Origin of the sequence: Enterobacter cloacae complex sp. IR5401 (assembly GCF_049238425.1) — a bacterium.
Classification (GTDB): domain Bacteria; phylum Pseudomonadota; class Gammaproteobacteria; order Enterobacterales; family Enterobacteriaceae; genus Enterobacter; species Enterobacter hormaechei_C.
Window position 1 is genome coordinate 178,103 of the sequence record NZ_JBMKHN010000001.1, and the last position, 19,122, is coordinate 197,224.

Annotated in this window: 18 protein-coding genes; 15 read left to right on the top strand and 3 right to left on the bottom strand. The window is 57.7% G+C overall.

Annotated features, from left to right (window positions below; translation table 11 throughout):
- Window positions 1-241 precede the first annotated feature (241 nt).
- The 4 genes from ACOTX1_RS00825 (at window position 242) to sixA (ending at window position 4,907) form a co-directional block, all read left to right on the top strand.
- A complete protein-coding gene (locus tag ACOTX1_RS00825) occupies window positions 242-526 on the top strand; it encodes a YfcZ/YiiS family protein (protein ID WP_003861368.1) in 285 nt (94 codons plus the stop codon).
- A gap of 228 nt (window positions 527-754) precedes the next feature.
- On the top strand, window positions 755-2,065 hold the full coding sequence (fadI, locus tag ACOTX1_RS00830) for an acetyl-CoA C-acyltransferase FadI (protein ID WP_023314598.1): 1,311 nt from the start codon (window positions 755-757) through the stop codon (window positions 2,063-2,065).
- Window positions 2,065-4,212: a fatty acid oxidation complex subunit alpha FadJ gene (fadJ, locus tag ACOTX1_RS00835; RefSeq protein ID WP_023314597.1), complete on the top strand. Its 2,148-nt coding sequence runs from the start codon at window positions 2,065-2,067 to the stop codon at window positions 4,210-4,212. The genes fadI and fadJ overlap by 1 nt, the downstream gene beginning before the upstream one ends.
- A 209-nt stretch (window positions 4,213-4,421) precedes the next feature.
- Window positions 4,422-4,907, top strand: coding sequence for a phosphohistidine phosphatase SixA (gene sixA, locus ACOTX1_RS00840; protein WP_003861375.1), 486 nt, complete (start codon window positions 4,422-4,424; stop codon window positions 4,905-4,907).
- A 46-nt stretch (window positions 4,908-4,953) separates the two neighbouring features.
- Here sixA and smrB read toward each other — a convergent pair whose 3' ends face one another.
- Complete coding sequence (gene smrB / locus ACOTX1_RS00845; RefSeq protein WP_023314596.1) at window positions 4,954-5,505, bottom strand: endonuclease SmrB; 552 nt, start codon at window positions 5,503-5,505, stop codon at window positions 4,954-4,956.
- 145 nt (window positions 5,506-5,650) lie between these two features.
- Here smrB and prmB point away from each other — a divergent pair, with 145 nt between their 5' ends.
- The 6 genes from prmB to ACOTX1_RS00875 are packed head-to-tail and all read left to right on the top strand — an operon-like array spanning window position 5,651 to window position 10,202.
- Window positions 5,651-6,583: a 50S ribosomal protein L3 N(5)-glutamine methyltransferase gene (prmB, locus tag ACOTX1_RS00850; protein WP_003861381.1), complete on the top strand. Its 933-nt coding sequence runs from the start codon at window positions 5,651-5,653 to the stop codon at window positions 6,581-6,583.
- A gap of 60 nt (window positions 6,584-6,643) precedes the next feature.
- Window positions 6,644-7,729: a chorismate synthase gene (aroC, locus tag ACOTX1_RS00855; protein ID WP_023314595.1), complete on the top strand. Its 1,086-nt coding sequence runs from the start codon at window positions 6,644-6,646 to the stop codon at window positions 7,727-7,729.
- A gap of 2 nt (window positions 7,730-7,731) precedes the next feature.
- Window positions 7,732-8,556, top strand: a complete 825-nt coding sequence (gene mepA, locus ACOTX1_RS00860; protein WP_023325006.1) for a penicillin-insensitive murein endopeptidase — start codon at window positions 7,732-7,734, stop codon at window positions 8,554-8,556.
- Window positions 8,556-9,365, top strand: a complete 810-nt coding sequence (locus ACOTX1_RS00865; protein WP_003861386.1) for a sulfite exporter TauE/SafE family protein — start codon at window positions 8,556-8,558, stop codon at window positions 9,363-9,365. The genes mepA and ACOTX1_RS00865 overlap by 1 nt, the downstream gene beginning before the upstream one ends.
- Window positions 9,365-9,910 carry an elongation factor P hydroxylase gene (locus tag ACOTX1_RS00870; protein WP_023314593.1) on the top strand — a complete coding sequence of 182 codons (546 nt, stop codon included), beginning with the start codon at window positions 9,365-9,367 and terminating at the stop codon, window positions 9,908-9,910. The genes ACOTX1_RS00865 and ACOTX1_RS00870 overlap by 1 nt, the downstream gene beginning before the upstream one ends.
- A gap of 13 nt (window positions 9,911-9,923) precedes the next feature.
- The gene (locus ACOTX1_RS00875) at window positions 9,924-10,202 is read left to right on the top strand and encodes a YfcL family protein (protein WP_003861391.1); all 279 of its coding nucleotides are present in this window, start codon (window positions 9,924-9,926) and stop codon (window positions 10,200-10,202) included.
- A 58-nt stretch (window positions 10,203-10,260) separates the two neighbouring features.
- Here ACOTX1_RS00875 and mnmC read toward each other — a convergent pair whose 3' ends face one another.
- Window positions 10,261-12,258 (bottom strand): bifunctional tRNA (5-methylaminomethyl-2-thiouridine)(34)-methyltransferase MnmD/FAD-dependent 5-carboxymethylaminomethyl-2-thiouridine(34) oxidoreductase MnmC, encoded by a 1,998-nt coding sequence (gene mnmC / locus ACOTX1_RS00880; protein WP_023314592.1) that lies wholly within the window; start codon window positions 12,256-12,258, stop codon window positions 10,261-10,263.
- 158 nt (window positions 12,259-12,416) lie between these two features.
- On the opposite strand from mnmC, the gene fabB reads away from it, so the two are divergent.
- Together fabB and ACOTX1_RS00890 are read left to right on the top strand one after the other, a co-directional pair.
- Window positions 12,417-13,634: a beta-ketoacyl-ACP synthase I gene (fabB, locus tag ACOTX1_RS00885; protein WP_003861395.1), complete on the top strand. Its 1,218-nt coding sequence runs from the start codon at window positions 12,417-12,419 to the stop codon at window positions 13,632-13,634.
- Window positions 13,635-13,702: 68 nt separating this feature from the next.
- On the top strand, window positions 13,703-14,881 hold the full coding sequence (locus ACOTX1_RS00890) for an MFS transporter (protein WP_003861397.1): 1,179 nt from the start codon (window positions 13,703-13,705) through the stop codon (window positions 14,879-14,881).
- 87 nt (window positions 14,882-14,968) lie between these two features.
- Here the strand turns inward: ACOTX1_RS00890 and flk are convergent, their stop codons facing one another.
- Window positions 14,969-15,973 carry a flagella biosynthesis regulator Flk gene (gene flk / locus ACOTX1_RS00895; RefSeq protein ID WP_003861399.1) on the bottom strand — a complete coding sequence of 335 codons (1,005 nt, stop codon included), beginning with the start codon at window positions 15,971-15,973 and terminating at the stop codon, window positions 14,969-14,971.
- Window positions 15,974-16,084: 111 nt separating this feature from the next.
- Between flk and pdxB the strand changes: the two genes are divergently transcribed.
- The 3 genes from pdxB to truA all read left to right on the top strand — a co-directional run bounded on the left by pdxB (window position 16,085) and on the right by truA (window position 19,113).
- Window positions 16,085-17,221, top strand: coding sequence for a 4-phosphoerythronate dehydrogenase PdxB (gene pdxB, locus ACOTX1_RS00900; RefSeq protein ID WP_023314591.1), 1,137 nt, complete (start codon window positions 16,085-16,087; stop codon window positions 17,219-17,221).
- A 66-nt stretch (window positions 17,222-17,287) separates the two neighbouring features.
- Complete coding sequence (locus ACOTX1_RS00905) at window positions 17,288-18,301, top strand: aspartate-semialdehyde dehydrogenase (protein WP_023314590.1); 1,014 nt, start codon at window positions 17,288-17,290, stop codon at window positions 18,299-18,301.
- Complete coding sequence (gene truA / locus ACOTX1_RS00910; protein WP_001286071.1) at window positions 18,301-19,113, top strand: tRNA pseudouridine(38-40) synthase TruA; 813 nt, start codon at window positions 18,301-18,303, stop codon at window positions 19,111-19,113. Before ACOTX1_RS00905 ends, truA begins: the two co-directional genes overlap by 1 nt.
- The last annotated feature ends 9 nt before the right edge of the window (window positions 19,114-19,122 follow it).

A 19,122-nucleotide genomic window follows, 5' to 3' on the forward strand; every position in this document is an offset into this window, starting at 1 on the left:
GTTGCAAGTTTGTTTATTAATATTTTCAGATATGTTTCTTGAAACGAGATCTGGTTGGCAAAATTGTGACCAGTGCGATTCCTCTGAAAAGGGGAATTTTGTTTTAGATCATTTTTTAGTGTGATATTGCTCACTTATCCGATTTTGCGCCATTAACGGCTGGAGGGGGCTCGTCCGGGGGCGTAAAATAGACGCATCGTGTTTATCTCGCGCCCTGCGCGAATACAGAGGAAATTGAGCTATGAGTAAATGCAGTGCTGATGAAACCCCGGTTTGCTGCTGTATGGATGTTGGCACCATTATGGACAACACCGATTGCACCGCCTCTTACAGCCGCGTATTCCCTAACCGTGCTGAAGCGGAAGAGACGCTGGCCGCGCTGAGCCAGCGCGCGCGTGAAGTCGAATCCGATCCGTGTGAAATCAAATCCACCTTCACGGAAGTAGAAGGCGGCGTGCAGCTGGATATCGACTTTGTGTTCGCCTGCGAAGCAGAAACGCTGATCTTCCAGTTAGGCCTGCGTTAATACTTTTTGCACGGGCCTATGATCGTGTAGGCCGGGTAAGGCAACGCCGCAACCCGGCAACAAATCTCACAAATGCCTCTGCCATGCAGGGGCATTTTCTTTTTCTTCTCTGTGCCTTAGCTCGCAATTTTTCGCTTCCCCGATTGGCTCAATGTAAAAAAATAGTTAAGACTGTTATCAGGTCAGACCACTTAATGTGCGCGCAAAATTTTTTTACAGGGGAGTGTTATGAGTCAGGCATTACCGCTTATCACCCGACACGGTGACCGCATTGCCATTATCAGCGGGTTACGTACGCCGTTTGCGCGTCAGGCAACCGCGTTTCACGGTATACCGGCAGTCGATCTGGGAAAAATGGTAGTGGGGGAGATGCTGGCTCGCAGCGAGATCCCGCCAGAGGTTATTGAGCAACTGGTTTTCGGCCAGGTGGTGCAAATGCCGGAAGCGCCCAATATCGCACGTGAAATCGTGCTGGGCACCGGCATGAATGTTCATACCGACGCCTACAGCGTCAGCCGCGCCTGCGCCACCAGTTTCCAGGCGGTGGCGAACGTGGCGGAAAGCCTGATGGCGGGGACCATTCGCGCGGGGATCGCCGGCGGCGCGGATTCCTCCTCCGTGCTGCCCATCGGCGTCAGCAAACAGCTGGGCCGCATCCTCGTGGATGCCAACAAAGCTCGCACTACCGGTGCAAAGCTTAAACTCTTCTCGCGTTTACGCCTGCGCGACCTCATGCCCGTGCCACCTGCCGTTGCTGAATACTCCACCGGCCTGCGTATGGGCGACACTGCCGAGCAGATGGCAAAAACCTACGGTATTACCCGCGAACAGCAGGATGCACTGGCGCATCGCTCGCATCAGCTCGCTGCGAAGGCCTGGTCGGAAGGCAAACTTGCCGACGAGGTGATGACTGCTTATATCCCGCCTTTCCGCGAACCGCTGGTGGAAGATAACAATATCCGTGGCACCTCGACGCTGGAGGATTACGCAAAACTGCGCCCGGCGTTTGATCGTAAACATGGCACCGTTACGGCGGCCAACAGTACGCCACTGACGGACGGTGCCGCCGCCGTGATCCTGATGACGGAATCCCGGGCGAAAGAGCTTGGCATCACACCGCTGGGCTATTTGCGTAGCTACGCCTTTACCGCCATTGATGTCTGGCAGGACATGCTGCTCGGTCCGGCCTGGTCCACGCCCCTGGCGCTGGAGCGTGCGGGGTTGACGCTGGCTGACTTAACCCTGATCGATATGCACGAAGCCTTTGCCGCACAAACCCTGGCAAACATTCAGCTGCTGGCAAGCGAGCGCTTCGCGCGCGATGTACTGGGCCGCGCCCACGCGACCGGCGAAGTGGATCAGAGTAAGTTTAACGTGCTTGGCGGATCCATCGCCTACGGCCATCCATTTGCGGCGACCGGCGCGAGAATGATAACCCAGACTTTGCACGAGCTGCGTCGCCGCGGCGGCGGTTTTGGTCTCGTTACCGCCTGTGCGGCGGGCGGCCTGGGTGCAGCAATGGTTCTGGAGGCTGAATAATGGAAACGACATCTGCATTTAACCTGGCTGTTCGCCTTGATAACGTGGCTGTTATCACCATTGATGTACCCGACGAAAAGATGAACACCCTGAAGGCCGAGTTCGGCGTTCAGGTGCGTGCGATGCTCAGACAGATCCGCGAAAACAAAGCGATACGTGGCCTGGTATTTATCTCGGCAAAGCCGGATAACTTTATTGCCGGGGCCGATATCAACATGATTGCCCGGGCGAAAAGCGCTCAGGAAGCAGAAGACCTGGCGCGTCAGGGGCAGCAGGTAATGGCGGAGATCCATGCGCTGTCGATACCCGTTGTCGCTGCGATCCACGGGGCCTGCCTGGGCGGTGGGCTTGAGCTGGCGCTGGCCTGTCACAGCCGCATTTGTACCGACGATGCGAAAACGGTACTCGGACTGCCGGAGGTACAGCTTGGATTGCTGCCCGGTTCAGGTGGCACGCAGCGCCTGCCGCGTCTGGTGGGCGTCAGTACGGCGCTGGAGATGATTTTAACCGGTAAACAGCTGCGCGCCCGTCAGGCATTAAAGGCGGGTCTGGTTGATGAGGTCGTTCCGCACGCCATCTTGCTTGAGGCCGCCGTTGAGCGGGCGCTGAAAGGTCGTCAGGCGAAACGCCCTCTGCCGGTGCGCGAGCGTATCCTCGCCGGGCCGCTGGGGCGCACGCTGCTGTTCAATATGGTGGGTAAAAAAACCGAGCAAAAAACCAAAGGGAATTATCCGGCAGCGACGCGCATTCTGAAGGTGATTGAAACCGGTTTATCGCAGGGCAGCAGCAGCGGTTATGCTGCGGAAGCGAAAGCCTTTGGCGAGCTGGCGATGACGCCGCAGTCGCAGGCGCTGCGCGGCATTTTCTTTGCCAGCACGGAGGTTAAAAAAGATCCGGGCAGTGAAGCTGAACCGGCTCTGCTGCGCGCCGTTGGCGTTCTGGGTGGTGGGCTGATGGGCGGCGGCATCGCATTTGTCACCGCCAGCAAAGGCAAATTGCCCGTACGTATCAAAGATATCAACCCTAAGGGTATCAACCATGCGTTGCAGTACAGCTGGCAGAACCTTGATCGCAAAGTGAAACGCCGCCATATCAAGGCCAGTGAGCGCGATAAAACCCTCGCGATGATCACTGGCGCCACCGACTACAGTGGGTTTGCACACCGCGATCTGGTGATTGAAGCCGTGTTCGAAGATCTGGCCCTTAAGCAGCAGATGGTGGCGGATGTTGAACAGCACTGCGCGCCGCACACCATTTTCGCGTCAAATACCTCGTCTTTGCCGATCGGCGACATCGCGGCGAAAGCCGTGCGCCCGGAGCAGGTGATAGGGCTGCACTATTTCAGCCCTGTCGAAAAAATGCCGCTGGTGGAGGTTATCCCGCATGCCACAACCAGCCCGCAAACTATTGCCACCGTGGTGAAGCTGGCGAAAAAACAGGGCAAAACCCCGATTGTGGTCGCGGACAAAGCCGGCTTCTACGTCAACCGCATTCTGGCACCGTACATTAACGAAGCGATGCGGTTGCTGACGGAAGGGGAGAAAATTGAGCACGTCGATGACGCTCTGGTGAAGTTTGGTTTCCCCGTCGGCCCAATCCAACTTTTGGATGAGGTAGGAATTGATACGGGGACTAAAATTATCCCTGTGCTGGAAGCGGCTTATGGCGATCGTTTTGCGCCGCCTGCAAACTTTGTTTCTGCAATTTTGAAGGACGATCGCAAAGGCAGAAAAAACGAACGCGGTTTCTATCTTTACGCCGCGAAAGGGCGTAAAAGCAAGAAACAGGTCGACCCTTCGGTTTATGCGCTTATTCCTGTCACGGGTCAGGCAAAATTGTCGGCGGTTCAGTGTGCTGAGCGCTGCGTAATGATGATGCTCAATGAAGCGGCGCGCTGCTTTGGTGAGCAGGTGATCAAGAGCGCACGCGACGGCGACATCGGCGCCGTGTTTGGTATCGGTTTTCCGCCATTCCTTGGCGGTCCGTTCCGGTATATGGATACCCTCGGGGCGGGTGAAGTGGTTGCGATTCTGCAACGTCTGGCCTCGCAATATGGTCCACGGTTTACACCTTGTGACGAATTATTGCAGATGGCGGAACGGGGTCAGACATTCTGGCCCGTAAGGGAAACTGATTGCGTAAACTGAAGTCAAAGAAGGGTAAATCTTGAGGTGATGGAACCTGTTCTGGCGAAATTGTAAACAGAGATTGACTATACTTACGCCATTGAGGTAAAAAACAGCGTTTCATTCACCGAATGGATCAGGCACAATGCCCGGCCATCGGGTTTTCTACCTCAGAGCATTAATCGCGGGTAGTTAACGCCGGTGATTCTGGTTAACAAAAGCGGTGCAATATGCAAGTTTTTATCATGCGTCACGGCGACGCGGCACTCGATGCCGCCAGTGACTCAGTACGTCCTTTAACCGTCTGTGGCTGCGACGAATCCCGTCAGATGGCGACATGGCTTAAAGGTCAAAAAGTGGACATTGAACGCGTTCTGGTGAGTCCGTTCCTGCGGGCAGAACAGACGCTGGATGTGGTAGGGGAGTGTATGAACCTGCCATCCAGTGTGGATGTGCTCCCTGAACTCACGCCGTGTGGCGATGTTGGCCTTGTCAGTGCTTACCTTCAGGCGCTGTGCAATGAAGGTGTCGCTTCCGCACTGGTCATTTCCCACCTGCCGCTGGTCGGCTATCTGGTATCTGAGCTGTGCCCGGGCGAAACGCCACCGATGTTCACAACGTCCGCCATTGCCAACGTCACCCTCGACGAAACCGGCAAAGGGGTCTTTAACTGGCAAATGAGTCCGTGCAACCTGAAGATGGCAAAAGCCATCTGACGTGACGTGCGATATGGCGGGGTGCAGCGTGCCTCCCGCCATCCTGTCAGGGCAACTCTGGCGGCTGCCACTCCTCCACTTCAATCAATACCAGCAATGCGGCATCTCCGCCGTACTCTTTGGGTGCCTGATGAAACGCCATCACGTGCGGGTGCTGAGCCAGCCACAGCGGTGTCTGTTGCTTAAGAATATGTTTGCCGTGACCGTGCATCACGCAGGCGCAAAAAACATGCTCGCGACGACATGCCGCGATCAACGCCCCCAGCTCCTGTTTCGCCTGCATCTGGGTCAACCCATGCAGATCGAGGAACAGCTCCGGCGAGTAATCTCCCCGGCGTAATTTTTTCAGTTCAAAATGGCTGACGTCTTCGCGCACGTATTTCACCGCACCCTGAGTACTGAGCAGCGGCTGAAACTCATCTGAAAAATAGTGGCTGTTATCGGCCTGCTCCTGGAGCAGACGTTTGACCGGAACCTCGCTGATTTTTTTACGCTGCGGGCGATGGACAATGGTGTCGTGCGTGATTTGACGCGTCCCGGTCATCAGCTGGCGGAAGAGAGCCTGATCCTCCTCGCTGAGCGATGTTTTCTTTTTCATTCGTCATTCTCATCTCGTATTTCCGATAGTGTACCCGACTAAACGCATTTTTTAACCTCAAGCGACACGCGTCATTGCTGATTTATCGCCGTCTTCATGGCAAACTAGCCGCCGAAAATTATGCGAGCATGCCCTGGAGGAAAGAGTGGATAAAATTTTTGTCGATGAAGCAGTAAACGAGCTGCATACCATACAGGACATGTTGCGCTGGTCGGTTAGCCGCTTCAGCGCCGCCAATATCTGGTACGGCCACGGTACGGATAACCCGTGGGATGAGGCCGTTCAGCTGGTGCTGCCGTCTCTCTATCTGCCGCTGGATATTCCGGAAGACATGCGCACCGCGCGCCTGACCTCCAGCGAAAAACACCGCATCGTTGAGCGCGTGATCCGTCGCGTGAACGAGCGCATTCCGGTGGCTTACCTGACCAACAAAGCCTGGTTCTGCGGCCATGAGTTCTATGTTGATGAACGCGTGCTGGTGCCGCGCTCGCCGATTGGCGAGCTGATCAACAACCACTTTGACGGCCTGATTAACCATCAGCCGCAGCACATTCTTGATATGTGCACCGGCAGCGGCTGCATCGCCATTGCCTGCGCGTACGCCTTCCCGGAAGCGGAAGTGGACGCCGTCGATATCTCCACCGACGCGCTGGCCGTCACCGAACACAACATTGAAGAGCACGGGCTGATTCATCACGTCACGCCTATCCGCTCTGACCTGTTCCGCGACCTGCCGACGCTGCAATACGACCTGATCGTCACCAATCCGCCGTACGTGGATGCAGAAGACATGTCCGACCTGCCGAACGAGTACCGTCACGAGCCGGAGCTGGGTCTGGCGTCCGGCTCTGACGGGCTGAAGCTGACCCGCCGCATCCTGGCCTGCGCGCCGGATTATCTGACCGACGACGGCGTTCTGATTTGTGAAGTGGGCAACAGCATGGTACATCTGATAGAGCAGTACCCGGATGTGCCGTTCACCTGGCTTGAGTTCGACAACGGCGGTGACGGCGTCTTCATGCTGACCAAGGCGCAGCTGCTTGATGCACGCGAATACTTCAGCATTTACAAAGATTAATCCAGCGGGCTTCGGCCCGTTTCACAACGCTCAAACACAAACAACAACATCGGAGCCGTGATGGCAGGAAACAGTATTGGACAGGTATTCCGTGTGACCACCTTTGGCGAGTCGCACGGTCTGGCACTGGGTTGTATCGTTGATGGCGTCCCGCCAGGCATCGAACTGACCGAAGCCGATTTACAGCATGACCTTGACCGCCGGCGTCCGGGTACCTCTCGCTACACCACGCAGCGTCGCGAGCCGGACCAGGTCAAAATTCTCTCCGGCGTATTTGAAGGCCGTACCACCGGGACCAGCATTGGTCTGCTGATTGAAAACACCGATCAGCGTTCTCAGGACTACGGCGCGATTAAAGACGTCTTCCGTCCGGGCCACGCTGATTACACCTACGAACAAAAATATGGCTTTCGCGACTATCGCGGCGGCGGACGTTCTTCCGCACGTGAAACCGCGATGCGCGTGGCGGCAGGGGCGATTGCCAAAAAATATCTCCAGCAGAAATTCGGCATCGTTATCCGCGGCTGTCTGACCCAGATGGGCGACATTCCGCTGGCCATCAAAGACTGGGAGCAGGTAGAACTTAACCCGTTCTTCTGCGCCGATGCCGACAAGCTGGACGCGCTGGATGAGCTGATGCGTGGCCTGAAAAAAGAGGGCGATTCCATTGGTGCGAAAGTCACCGTGGTAGCCGACGGCGTGCCGGCTGGCTGGGGCGAGCCGGTATTTGACCGCCTTGACGCCGACATCGCCCACGCGCTGATGAGCATCAACGCGGTGAAAGGCGTTGAAATCGGCGACGGTTTTGACGTGGTTAAGCTTCGCGGCAGCCAGAACCGCGACGAAATCACGAAGGCGGGTTTCCAGAGCAACCATGCGGGCGGCATTCTGGGCGGCATCAGCAGCGGGCAGCAAATTATTGCCAATATCGCGCTGAAGCCCACGTCCAGCATTACCGTGCCGGGCCACACGATTAACCGCGCTGGCGATGAAGTTGAGATGATCACCAAAGGGCGTCACGATCCGTGCGTGGGGATCCGCGCGGTACCGATCGCAGAAGCGATGCTGGCGATCGTGCTGATGGATCACTTCCTGCGCCAGCGCGCGCAGAATGCGGATGTGACGACCACCATTCCACGCTGGTAACTATGAAAAAAACCGCAATCGCTCTGCTGGCGCTGCTGGTCAGTGGAGCAAGCCTGGCCGCTACGCCGTGGCAGAAAATCACCCATCCGGTAGCGGGGAGCGCGCAGTCCATTGGCGCTTTCTCCAACGGGTGTATCGTCGGCGCGCAGGAACTTCCGCTGCAATCGGATACCTATCAGGTGATGCGCACCGACCAGCGCCGTTATTTCGGCCATCCTGACCTGGTGCTTTTTATTCAGCGTCTTGGCAACCAGGTGCATAATCTGGGGCTGGGCACGATGCTGATTGGCGATATGGGGATGCCTGCCGGTGGCCGCTTTAACGGCGGTCACGCCAGCCACCAGACCGGACTGGATGTGGATATCTTCCTGCAATTGCCGAAAACGCGCTGGAGCTCAGCGCAACTGCTGAAACCGCAGGCGCTGGATCTGGTCTCGGCCGACGGTAAACGTGTCGTCGCCTCGCGATGGTCGCCGGAAATTTCCAGCATGATTAAGCTGGCGGCAAAGGATAACGACGTCACGCGGATCTTTGTTAATCCGGCCATCAAGCAGCAGCTTTGCCTGGATGCGGGAACGGATCGCGACTGGTTGCGTAAAGTGCGCCCGTGGTTCCAGCATCGTGCCCATATGCATGTTCGCCTGCGCTGCCCGGCGAACAGCCTGGAATGTGAAGATCAGCCGCTGCCACCGCCTGGCGATGGTTGTGGTTACGAACTGCAAAGCTGGTTTGAACCAGCCAAGCCTGGAACCTCTAAGCCTGAGAAGAAGACACCGCCTCCGTTGCCGCCTTCCTGCCAGGCGCTACTGGATGAGCATGTACTTTAATGGATAATTTCGTCGACCTGTTCATGGTGTCACCGCTGCTGCTGGCGGTGCTCTTTTTTGTTGCAATGTTAGCCGGATTTATCGATGCCCTGGCGGGCGGCGGCGGGTTGCTCACCGTTCCGGCGTTGCTGGCGGCAGGCATGAGCCCTGCCCAGGCGCTTGCCACCAACAAACTCCAGGCATGCGGCGGTTCGCTCTCCTCGTCGCTCTATTTCATTCGGCGTAAAGTTGTGAATCTCGCCGATCAGAAGCTCAATATCCTGATGACGTTTATTGGCTCAACGGCGGGCGCGCTGCTGGTCCAGCACGTACAGTCCGACATTCTGCGCCAGATCCTGCCGCTGCTGGTTATCTGTATCGGCCTCTATTTCTTACTCATGCCAAAGCTCGGGGAAGAAGATCGACAGCGTCGCCTTCACGGCCTGCCGTTTGCGCTGATCGCCGGTGGCTGCGTCGGTTTTTACGATGGCTTCTTTGGCCCGGGGGCAGGCTCGTTTTACGCGCTGGCATTCGTGACGCTGGCCGGGTTCAACCTCGCCAAATCCACCGCCCACGCCAAAGTCCTCAACGCGACCTCCAACGTTGGCGGTCTGCTGCTGTTTATCATTGGCGGCAAGGTTATCTGGGCAACCGGGTTTGTGATGATGGCAGGGCAGTTTTTGGGCGCGCGCGCAGGCTCGCGTCTGGTATTAAGCAAAGGGCAAAAGCTGATCCGCCCGATGATTGTTGTCGTCTCGGCGGTGATGAGCGCCAAACTTCTTTATGACAGCCATGGACAGGAGATCCTCACCTGGTTGGGGATGAACTAATGAACAGTACGCATAACTACGAACAGCTGATTGAGATCTTCGATAGCTGTTTTGCTGATGATTTTAATACCCGTCTGATTAAAGGCGACGACGAACCGATCTATCTTCCAGCTGATGACGAGGTTCCGTATAACCGCATCATCTTTGCCCACGGCTTTTACGCCAGCGGTTTGCACGAAATTTCGCACTGGTGTATCGCCGGGAAAGCGCGTCGCGAGCTTGTGGACTTTGGTTACTGGTACTGCCCGGACGGGCGCGACGCCGCCACCCAGGGGCAGTTTGAAGATGTGGAGGTGAAACCCCAGGCGCTGGAATGGCTGTTCTGCGTGGCGGCGGGTTTCCCGTTCAACGTGAGCTGTGACAACCTCGAAGGCGACTTCGAGCCAGACCGTATCGTCTTCCAGCGCCGCGTTCATGCGCAGGTGATGGAATATCTTGAGAAAGGCATCCCGGCACGTCCGGCACGCCTGATCGAGGCTTTACAGAATTATTACCACACGCCGGAGATCACGGCGGAACGCTTCCCGTGGCCGGAAGATCTTTAACAGAGGAAAGAAGATGATCGCAGAATTTGAATCACGCATTCTGGCGTTAATTGATGACATGGTGGAACACGCCAGTGATGATGAGCTGTTCGCCAGCGGTTATCTGCGTGGTCACCTGACGCTGGCGGTAGCCGCGCTGGAAGCCGGGGACGATCACTCTGCCGACGCCGTTCACGCGGAAGTCACTCGCAGCCTGGAAAACGCTATTCAGGCCGGGGAACTCTCTCCGCGCGACCAGTCTTTAGTGCTGGGCATGTGGGATAATTTGTTCCAGCAGGCGAAAGCGAAGTAAGTGTATCACCGCCCTCTCCCACAGGGAGAGGACCGGGGTGAGGGCACCAGACCGCACCCTACTTGACCATTTTCCCCTTCAGCAATTTCCGCACCCACAGTCGGTTTGGATTCAGCCCCGCGAGCGTAACCCTGTCCAGCGGAACCGGCTCGTCGCTCATTTGCGCGGCTAACGCTTCAGCCAGCAGCGGCGCGGAGCACAATCCCCGCGAGCCTAAGCCACCCAGCATAAACAGCTCGGGGTGAACGGGCGCACTTACCGCCGTTTCTTTGCTGTCTGCAAGATCCTGATAGACTTCAAGCGTGGCGTCATAGTCCGGCACGTTTCCCGCCATCGGCAGGTGATCGCGGGTCGCGCAGCGTACGCCGCAGCGCGCCTGACCCTCACTGACATCAACCTCTTTCGCCCACGACGCATCCGGAAAACAGTCGACCAGGCGCTGTCGGTTTTGCTGCTGATCCGCTTCGCTGTACTGCATATCTGTTTCACCGCGATGGTAGCTGGCGCCGATGCAGTGATGGCCGTTGGAGGGATTTTGCGGCGTCAGGTAGCCGTCGTAACACAGCACCTGACGCAGTTTGCTCAGTTGGGGCGCGGTCGGGATATGGCTCACCTGGCCGCCGACTGGATAAACCGGCAATGATGCTGTCTGGGTAAACTGGCTGATATGATGTCCGTTGGCCAGCACAACGCTGGCATGCTGGGCCTCTTTACCGTCAGCGAAACGCAGTTCCCAGTGCGCAGTGCGGCTTAGCGATTGAACCTTATGGGCATAATGCACTGTCAACCCACGCGACTGCCCGAGGGCTATCGCCGCAGAAGTCAGTTCAGCCGGACATAGCCAGCCGCCGAGTGGATACTGAATTCCGCCGCAGCCGGTGTCGACACCAGCGGTCTCAGCAACCTGCTGTGCCGTCACTGCATGGGCGATGTCCTCCGGCAGCCCCAGCGACAGCATTTGGGTGATTTTCTGCTGGCTCTTCTCATCCCAGCCGAGCTGCGTCACGCCGCACCAGTCGTGGTCGAACGCAACCGGCAGGCTATCGTAAAGGCGGCGAGCAAACGTAAACGCCGCCGGGAAGAACTGGAACAGTGCCGGATCGTGTGAACTTAATAAGGGATAAAGCGCGCCCTGACGGTTGCCTGATGCGCCCGTCGCCGGCGCCTCGTCAGCGCAGTAGAGCGTCACCTGCCAGCCACGGTGCAGCAGCGCCAGCGAGAGCAGGGCGCTGGCAATACCCCCGCCCACAATAGCGACCTCACACGAGGTGCTGGCGCGGCGGGCAAACCAGGGGGCCTGCACCGGGATCGCCAGATCCTGTTCCATCACCCCGACCAGCATGTCGCGTTTGCGGCCAAAGCCTTTGGTTTTCCGCATGGTAAACCCCGCCTCCTGCAACCCACGACGGACAAAGCCCGCGGAGGTGAAGGTAGCAAGCGTCGCGCCCGGGCGCGCCAGACGTGCCATGGCGCTGAACAGGTGCGGGCTCCACATGTCCGGGTTTTTAGCGGGCGCAAAACCGTCCAGGAACCAGGCGTCCACTTTCTGATTCATTGAGTCATCAAGCTTATCGGTCAGGTCGTTAATATCGCCCAGCCACAGGTCGAGGGTGACGCGTCCGTCATCCAGAATCAGACGATGACAGCCGCCGATAGCCGGTGGCCACTGGGTCTGAAGCTGTTCCGCCCAGTGGGCAAGCTCCGGCCAGCGCTGATGGGCAAGCCGCAGATCGTGCGCGGTAAGCGGAAATTTTTCGAAACTGATGAAATGTAATCTTTGTAAGGTAGCCTCGGGGTATGCAGCGCGAAAACAATCGAATGCCTGCCAGAGGGTCAGAAAATTCAGCCCGGTGCCGAAACCGCTCTCCGCCACGACGAACAGCCTGCGCGGATGTTCAGGGAAGCGGGTGCTGAGATGATTTCCTTCGAGGAAGACATAGCGCGTCTCTTCCAGTCCGTTATCATTAGAAAAGTAGACGTCATCAAAATCTCGGGAAACAGGTGTACCCTCAGCGTTGAATTCGAGGTTGGCAGGTTGTATGGCGTTTTGTTTCACGTAAGTTACTCGTCCGACAGGCAGTGGCACGATCTTAGCGATGTGAGCCCATCGGTGCAAATTTCCACAGAAAATGGCTGATCGGACTTGTTCGGCGTACAAGTGTACGCTATTGTGCGACTCGAAACTTTTTATAGTGCGACTTACAGAGGTATTGAATGAAACGTGCAGTGATTACTGGCCTGGGCATCGTTTCCAGCATCGGTAATAACCAGCAGGAAGTCCTGGCATCTCTGCGTGAAGGACGCTCCGGGATCACTTTCTCTGAAGAGTTTAAAGATTCTGGAATGCGTAGCCACGTATGGGGTAACGTTAAACTGGACACCACCGGTTTAATTGACCGTAAAGTGGTTCGTTTCATGAACGATGCCTCTATCTACGCCTATCTTTCCATGCAGGAAGCGATCAAGGATTCTGGTCTGAGCGAAGACGTTTACCAGAACAACCCACGCGTGGGCCTGATTGCAGGTTCCGGCGGTTCTTCTAAAGCTCAGGTGTTCGGTGCTGACGCCATGCGCAGCCCGCGCGGCCTGAAAGCGGTCGGTCCATATGTTGTGACCAAAGCCATGGGTTCAGCGGTTTCCGCGTGCCTGGCAACGCCGTTCAAAATCCACGGTGTGAACTACTCCATCAGCTCCGCATGTGCGACCTCCGCACACTGTATCGGTAATGCGGTTGAGCAGATCCAACTGGGCAAACAGGACATCGTATTTGCTGGCGGTGGCGAAGAGCTGGGCTGGGAAATGGCCTGTGAGTTCGACGCGATGGGCGCACTGTCCACTAAATACAACGAAACGCCAGACAAAGCGTCCCGTACTTATGATGCACACCGCGACGGTTTTGTTATCGCTGGCGGCGGCGGTATGGTTGTGGTTGAAGAGCTGGAACACGCGCTGGCGCGTGGCGCGCACATCTATGCTGAGATCGTGGGCTACGGCGCAACGTCTGACGGCGCTGACATGGTTGCTCCATCCGGTGAAGGCGCGGTGCGCTGCATGAAGATGGCGATGCACGGTGTTGATACTCCAATCGACTACCTGAACTCCCACGGCACCTCAACGCCGGTAGGCGACGTGAAAGAGCTGGGTGCGATCCGTGAAGTGTTCGGCGACAACAGCCCGGCTATCTCTGCAACCAAAGCCATGACCGGTCACTCTCTGGGCGCGGCGGGCGTGCAGGAAGCGATCTACTCTCTGCTGATGCTGGAAAACGGCTTTATCGCGCCAAGCATCAACATCGAAGAGATGGACGAGCAGGCGGCTGGCCTGAACATCGTGACTGAAACCACCGAACGTGAGCTGACGACCGTTATGTCCAACAGCTTCGGTTTCGGCGGCACCAACGCCACGCTGGTGATGCGTAAGCTGAAAGCGTAAGCGTTTGAAGGTATAGTAGAAGGGAGCCGCGCGGCTCCCTTTTTTTATGCCTGAACACGGAGTTATGCATGAAGGCTGTTACCCCTGAGAAGAGCGCTCCTTCCGGGAACCTTTCCCTTTTCCGCATCGCCTTTGCGGTGTTTCTGACCTATATGACCGTTGGCCTGCCGCTGCCGGTGATCCCCTTGTTCGTTCACCAGGAGCTGGGCTATGGCAACACCATGGTCGGCATTGCGGTGGGCATTCAGTTTTTAGCGACGGTATTAACCCGGGGCTACGCCGGTCGCCTGGCGGATCAGCACGGCGCAAAACGCTCGGCGTTGCAGGGCATGTTTGCCTGCGGGCTGGCGGGGGGAGCCTGGCTGCTGGCGGCGCTGTTGCCAATAGATGCAGCGTATAAATTCGCGCTGCTGGTGGTAGGGCGCCTGATCCTCGGCTTTGGCGAAAGCCAGCTGCTGACCGGCACCCTGACCTGGGGAATGGGGCTGGTGGGACCTGCGCGTTCCGGAAAAGTGATGTCCTGGAACGGGATGGCGATTTACGGCGCACTGGCGGCAGGCGCGCCGCTGGGGCTGCTGATCCACAGCCAGTTTGGTTTTGCGGCGCTGGCAGGCACCACCATGGTATTGCCGCTGCTGGCGTGGGCGTTTAACGGTTCGGTGCGTAAGGTGCCCGCCCATAAAGGCGAGCGTCCTTCGCTGTGGAGCGTGGTGGGGCAAATCTGGCAGCCGGGGCTTGGGCTGGCGCTTCAGGGGGTGGGCTTCGCGGTTATTGGTACCTTTGTCTCCCTCTATTTCATGAGCCGCGGCTGGGCGATGGCGGGCTTTACGCTGACGGCCTTTGGCGGCGCGTTTGTATTGATGCGCGTGCTGTTTGGCTGGATGCCGGATCGCTTTGGCGGCGTGAAGGTGGCCGTGTCGTCACTTGTCATTGAGACCGTGGGTCTGGTACTGCTCTGGCAGGCGCCCTCTGCATCCGTTGCGCTGCTGGGTGCGGCGTTAACCGGCTGCGGCTGCTCGCTGATCTTCCCGGCGCTGGGCGTTGAAGTGGTGAAGCGCGTGGCTCCGCAGGTGCGCGGCACGGCGCTGGGCGGCTATGCGGCGTTTCAGGATATCTCATACGGCATCACCGGGCCGCTGGCGGGGCTGCTTGCAACGTCGTTTGGCTATCCTTCCGTATTTCTCGCCGGTGCGGTGTCAGCGGTGGTGGGGATTGTGGTGACGATGGTGGCGTTTCGCAAGCGGTAGTATGTTGCCGGGTGGCGGCTTCGCCTTACCCGGCCTACGGTTCGAGCCGTTGTAGACCCGGTAAGCGAAGCGCCACCGGGCAAATCCTCACGCAACCAGCCAGAAAATCGCCAGCGCAATCACCAACGCGATCAACATCAATCCCGGACGGGCAGAAAGCGTTTTGAACGTATCAACTACGGGGGCAAACAGCGGGTTGTAGATCGGCTGAATGTTTCTTACCTCCGGCACGCCGCCTTCCCGCTCGGCGCGGCGAACGAAGATCTGATTGAGCACATCCTGCACCTGGGCGGTGGTCAGCACCGTTTGCGGCGTAGCCTGCCAGCTCTGCTGAGCGTAATCCCGGATCGTATCGAACTCGTGCGGTTCCAGCGGTTGTTTCAGCGCCGCCTGTACGCTGTGCAGGGTCGGGGCGCTCTGGGTGCTGAGCGTCTGACGCGCCTGGAGCCAGGTGACCAGATGGGTAAACTGTTTTGCCGGGATCATCTCGCCTGCTTTCACACCGGAAAGTTCCAGCATGGATTGCCAGATAAGCTTTGTGGGTTCGCCGGTTGCGGCAGCCAGCTTAGTGACCATCTGCTTGAGCGTATTATGCTCCGCAGGCTGCAATGGCCGTTCTGTAGACGGGCGCTGTTGCGGCTGCGGGATAGAAAGCTGATTGCTTTGCAGCAGGGTCAACACGGTTTTCAGCTGTTCCGGCGAAAGCTGGCTCAGGGCGGTATGACCGTACTGTTGACGGATAAAATCACTCACCGCCTGGCGATTATTCCCCTGGCCCAACAGCTCGGTCAGCTGCGAGATAATCTGGCGGGTGGTATGTTGCTGCTGTGCGCTGGTAAGACGCTGGTTCAGGTTTTGTTCGGCGGCAGGGAAATGGCGCGACTGTAGCGGCGCATCGTTTCTGACGCCCAAATCGTGCTTCACGCCGGCCCACACCTCTGCGTTTTGCTGTGAGGTCAACGCAATAAGACGCGTGATCAGACGCTCCAGTACGGTGCGTTGCTGCGTGGAGAGCGGTTGTTCGCCTGGCGTGTTGGGCGTTACGGGGCCTTCACCCGGAGGGCGCGGAGGCGTACCTGAAATGGGCTGCATCGTCAAAAATCCTTAAAGTCAAACTCTGCGTAACCGGGCGGAGATATATGCCCGGCGGCGAGATTATGGCACACTTGGCAGGTTTACTTCCTCTCAAACAGGTACTCAGACGTGAAAATCCTCGTTGATGAAAATATGCCTTACGCCCGTGAGCTGTTCAGCCGCCTGGGTGAGGTTAAGGCTGTCCCTGGTCGCCCGATTCCGGTCAGCGAACTGGACGATGCAGACGCCCTGATGGTGCGCTCGGTGACTAAAGTAAATGAGGCGCTGCTCACCGGCAAAGGGGTTAAATTTGTCGGGACGGCAACGGCCGGGACCGATCATGTGGATGACCAGTGGCTTAAGCAAGCGGGGATTGGTTTTTCCGCGGCGCCAGGCTGTAACGCCATTGCCGTCGTGGAATATGTTTTCTCCTCGCTATTGATGCTGGCCGAGCGCGATGGTTTTACGCTGAAAGACCGCACCGTCGGGATTGTGGGGGTGGGCAACGTGGGCGGACGTCTGCAAAAGCGTCTGGAAGCCTGGGGAATCCGCACCCTGCTGTGCGATCCGCCGCGTAAGGATAACGGTGATGAAGGCGACTTCCGCACACTGGATGAGCTGGTCGACGAGTGCGACGTCATCACCTTCCATACGCCGCTCTTTAAAGAGGGGCCGTATAAGACCCTGCACCTGGCCGACGAAAAGCTGATCCGCCGTCTGAAGGCTGGCACTATTCTGATAAATGCCTGCCGGGGACCGGTGGTGGATAACGCGGCGCTGCTGGCATGTCTCGACGAAGGACAAGAGCTTAGCGTCGTGCTGGACGTCTGGGAGCCAGAGCCTGATCTCAACGTCGCATTGCTGGATAAGGTAGACGTGGGTACCGCACATATCGCGGGTTATACCCTTGAAGGCAAAGCGCGTGGCACAACCCAGGTGTTTGAGGCTTACAGCGCCTTTATCGGCCATCCGCAGCAGGTAGCGCTGGATACGCTGCTGCCCGCCCCGGAATTTGGCCGCATTACCCTTCATGGCCTGCTGGATGAGGCAACGCTGAAAAGACTGGTGCATTTGGTGTATGATGTGCGCCGCGATGACGCGCTGCTGCGTAAAGTGGCGGGTATTCCGGGTGAGTTTGACAAGCTACGCAAAAATTACCTTGAGCGCCGCGAGTGGTCTTCCCTGTATGTCATGTGCGATGACGCGTCAGCGGCGGGGCTGCTGCATAAACTGGGATTTAACGCCGTTCACCACCCGGCACGTTAATGTCTTCTTAATGCTCCCTGTCGGATGTTCCGGCAGGGACGCTTTTTATTTCTGGAGTAAACCACCATGTCTGAAGGCTGGAACATTGCCATTTTGGGTGCCACTGGCGCCGTGGGCGAAGCCCTGCTTGAAACCCTTGCTGAGCGTCAGTTCCCGGTGGGTGAGATTTACGCACTGGCGCGTACCGACAGCGCAGGAGAACATCTGCGTTTCGGCGGGAAATCCTTGATGGTGCAGGACGCCGCCGCGTTTGACTGGACGCAGGCTCAGCTGGCGTTTTTTGCCGCAGGTGCGCAAGCCACGGCGTCTTACATTGAAGAAGCGACAAATTCAGGCTGTCTGGTGATCGACCTGAGCGGCCTGTTCTCCCTGGAGCCGGATGTGCCGCTGGTGGTGCCGGACGTTAACCCGTTTGTGCTGGCTGACTACCGCAACCGCAACATCATTGCAGTACCGAACAGCCTCACCAGCCAGCTGCTGACCGCGCTGAAGCCGCTGATCGACGACGGTGGCCTGTCGCGTATTTCCGTGACCAGCCTGCTGTCAGCCTCCGCTAACGGCAAAAAAGCCGTAGACGCACTGGCAGCGCAGAGCGCGAAGCTGCTGAACGGTATCCCGATCGACGAAGATGATTTCTTTGGCCGCCAGCTGGCGTTCAACATGCTGCCGCTACTGCCGGATCGTGAAGGTTCGGTGCGGGAAGAGCGTCGTATCGTCGATGAAGCACGCAAAATTTTGCAGGATGACGGGCTGATGATCTCCGCGAATGTCGTGCAGTCTCCGGTCTTTTACGGCCACGCGCAGATGGTCGGGTTTGAAGCCCTGCGTCCGCTGGCGGCTGAAGAAGCCCGCGACGCGTTTGGCCGCGGAGAGGACATTGTCCTGTCCGAAGAGAGCGAATTCCCGACGCAGGTGGGCGACGCCACCGGCAGCGCGCATCTCTCTGTGGGCTGTGTGCGTAACGATTACGGTATGCCTGAGCAGGTGCAGTTCTGGTCTGTTGCCGACAACGTGCGTTTCGGCGGCGCGCTGATGGCGGTCAAAATCGCGGAAAAACTGGTGCAGGAGTATCTGTACTGATGTCAGATGTGGAACAAAAGCCGGTCCACAGAATTGCCCTCGGCATTGAATACGATGGCAGTAAATACTATGGCTGGCAGCGGCAGAATGAGGTGCGCAGCGTCCAGGAGAAGCTGGAGAAAGCGCTCTCTCAGGTAGCGAATGAACCGATAAGCGTCTTCTGCGCGGGCCGCACCGATGCCGGCGTTCACGGCACGGGGCAGGTGGTGCATTTTGACACCACCGCCGTGCGCAAAGACGCGGCCTGGACGCTGGGTGTAAATGCGAATTTGCCTGGTGACATTGCCGTGCGTTGGGTGAAAGCTGTGCCGGATGATTTTCACGCGCGTTTCAGCGCGACGGCGCGGCGCTACCGTTATGTCATCTATAACCAGCGCCTGCGCCCGGCGGTGTTAAGCCAGGGCGTGACGCATTTTTATGAACCGCTGGATGCAGAACGTATGCAGCGTGCGGCGCAGTGTCTGATTGGAGAGAATGATTTTACGTCGTTTCGTGCGGTGCAGTGTCAGTCCCGTACGCCGTGGCGTAACGTCATGCACATTAACGTCAGTCGGTATGGCGCGTATGTGGTGGTGGATATCAAAGCCAATGCCTTTGTACATCATATGGTGCGGAATATTGTGGGCAGCCTGATGGAAGTGGGCGCCGGACACCAGCCGGAGAGCTGGATTGCAGAACTGCTTGCAGCGAAGGACAGAACGCTTGCGGCAGCAACGGCGAAAGCGGAAGGGCTGTATCTGGTTTCGGTGGATTATCCGGACCGGTTCGACCTGCCAAAACCGCCAATGGGCCCGCTGTTTTTAGCGGACTAAACAAAGGTG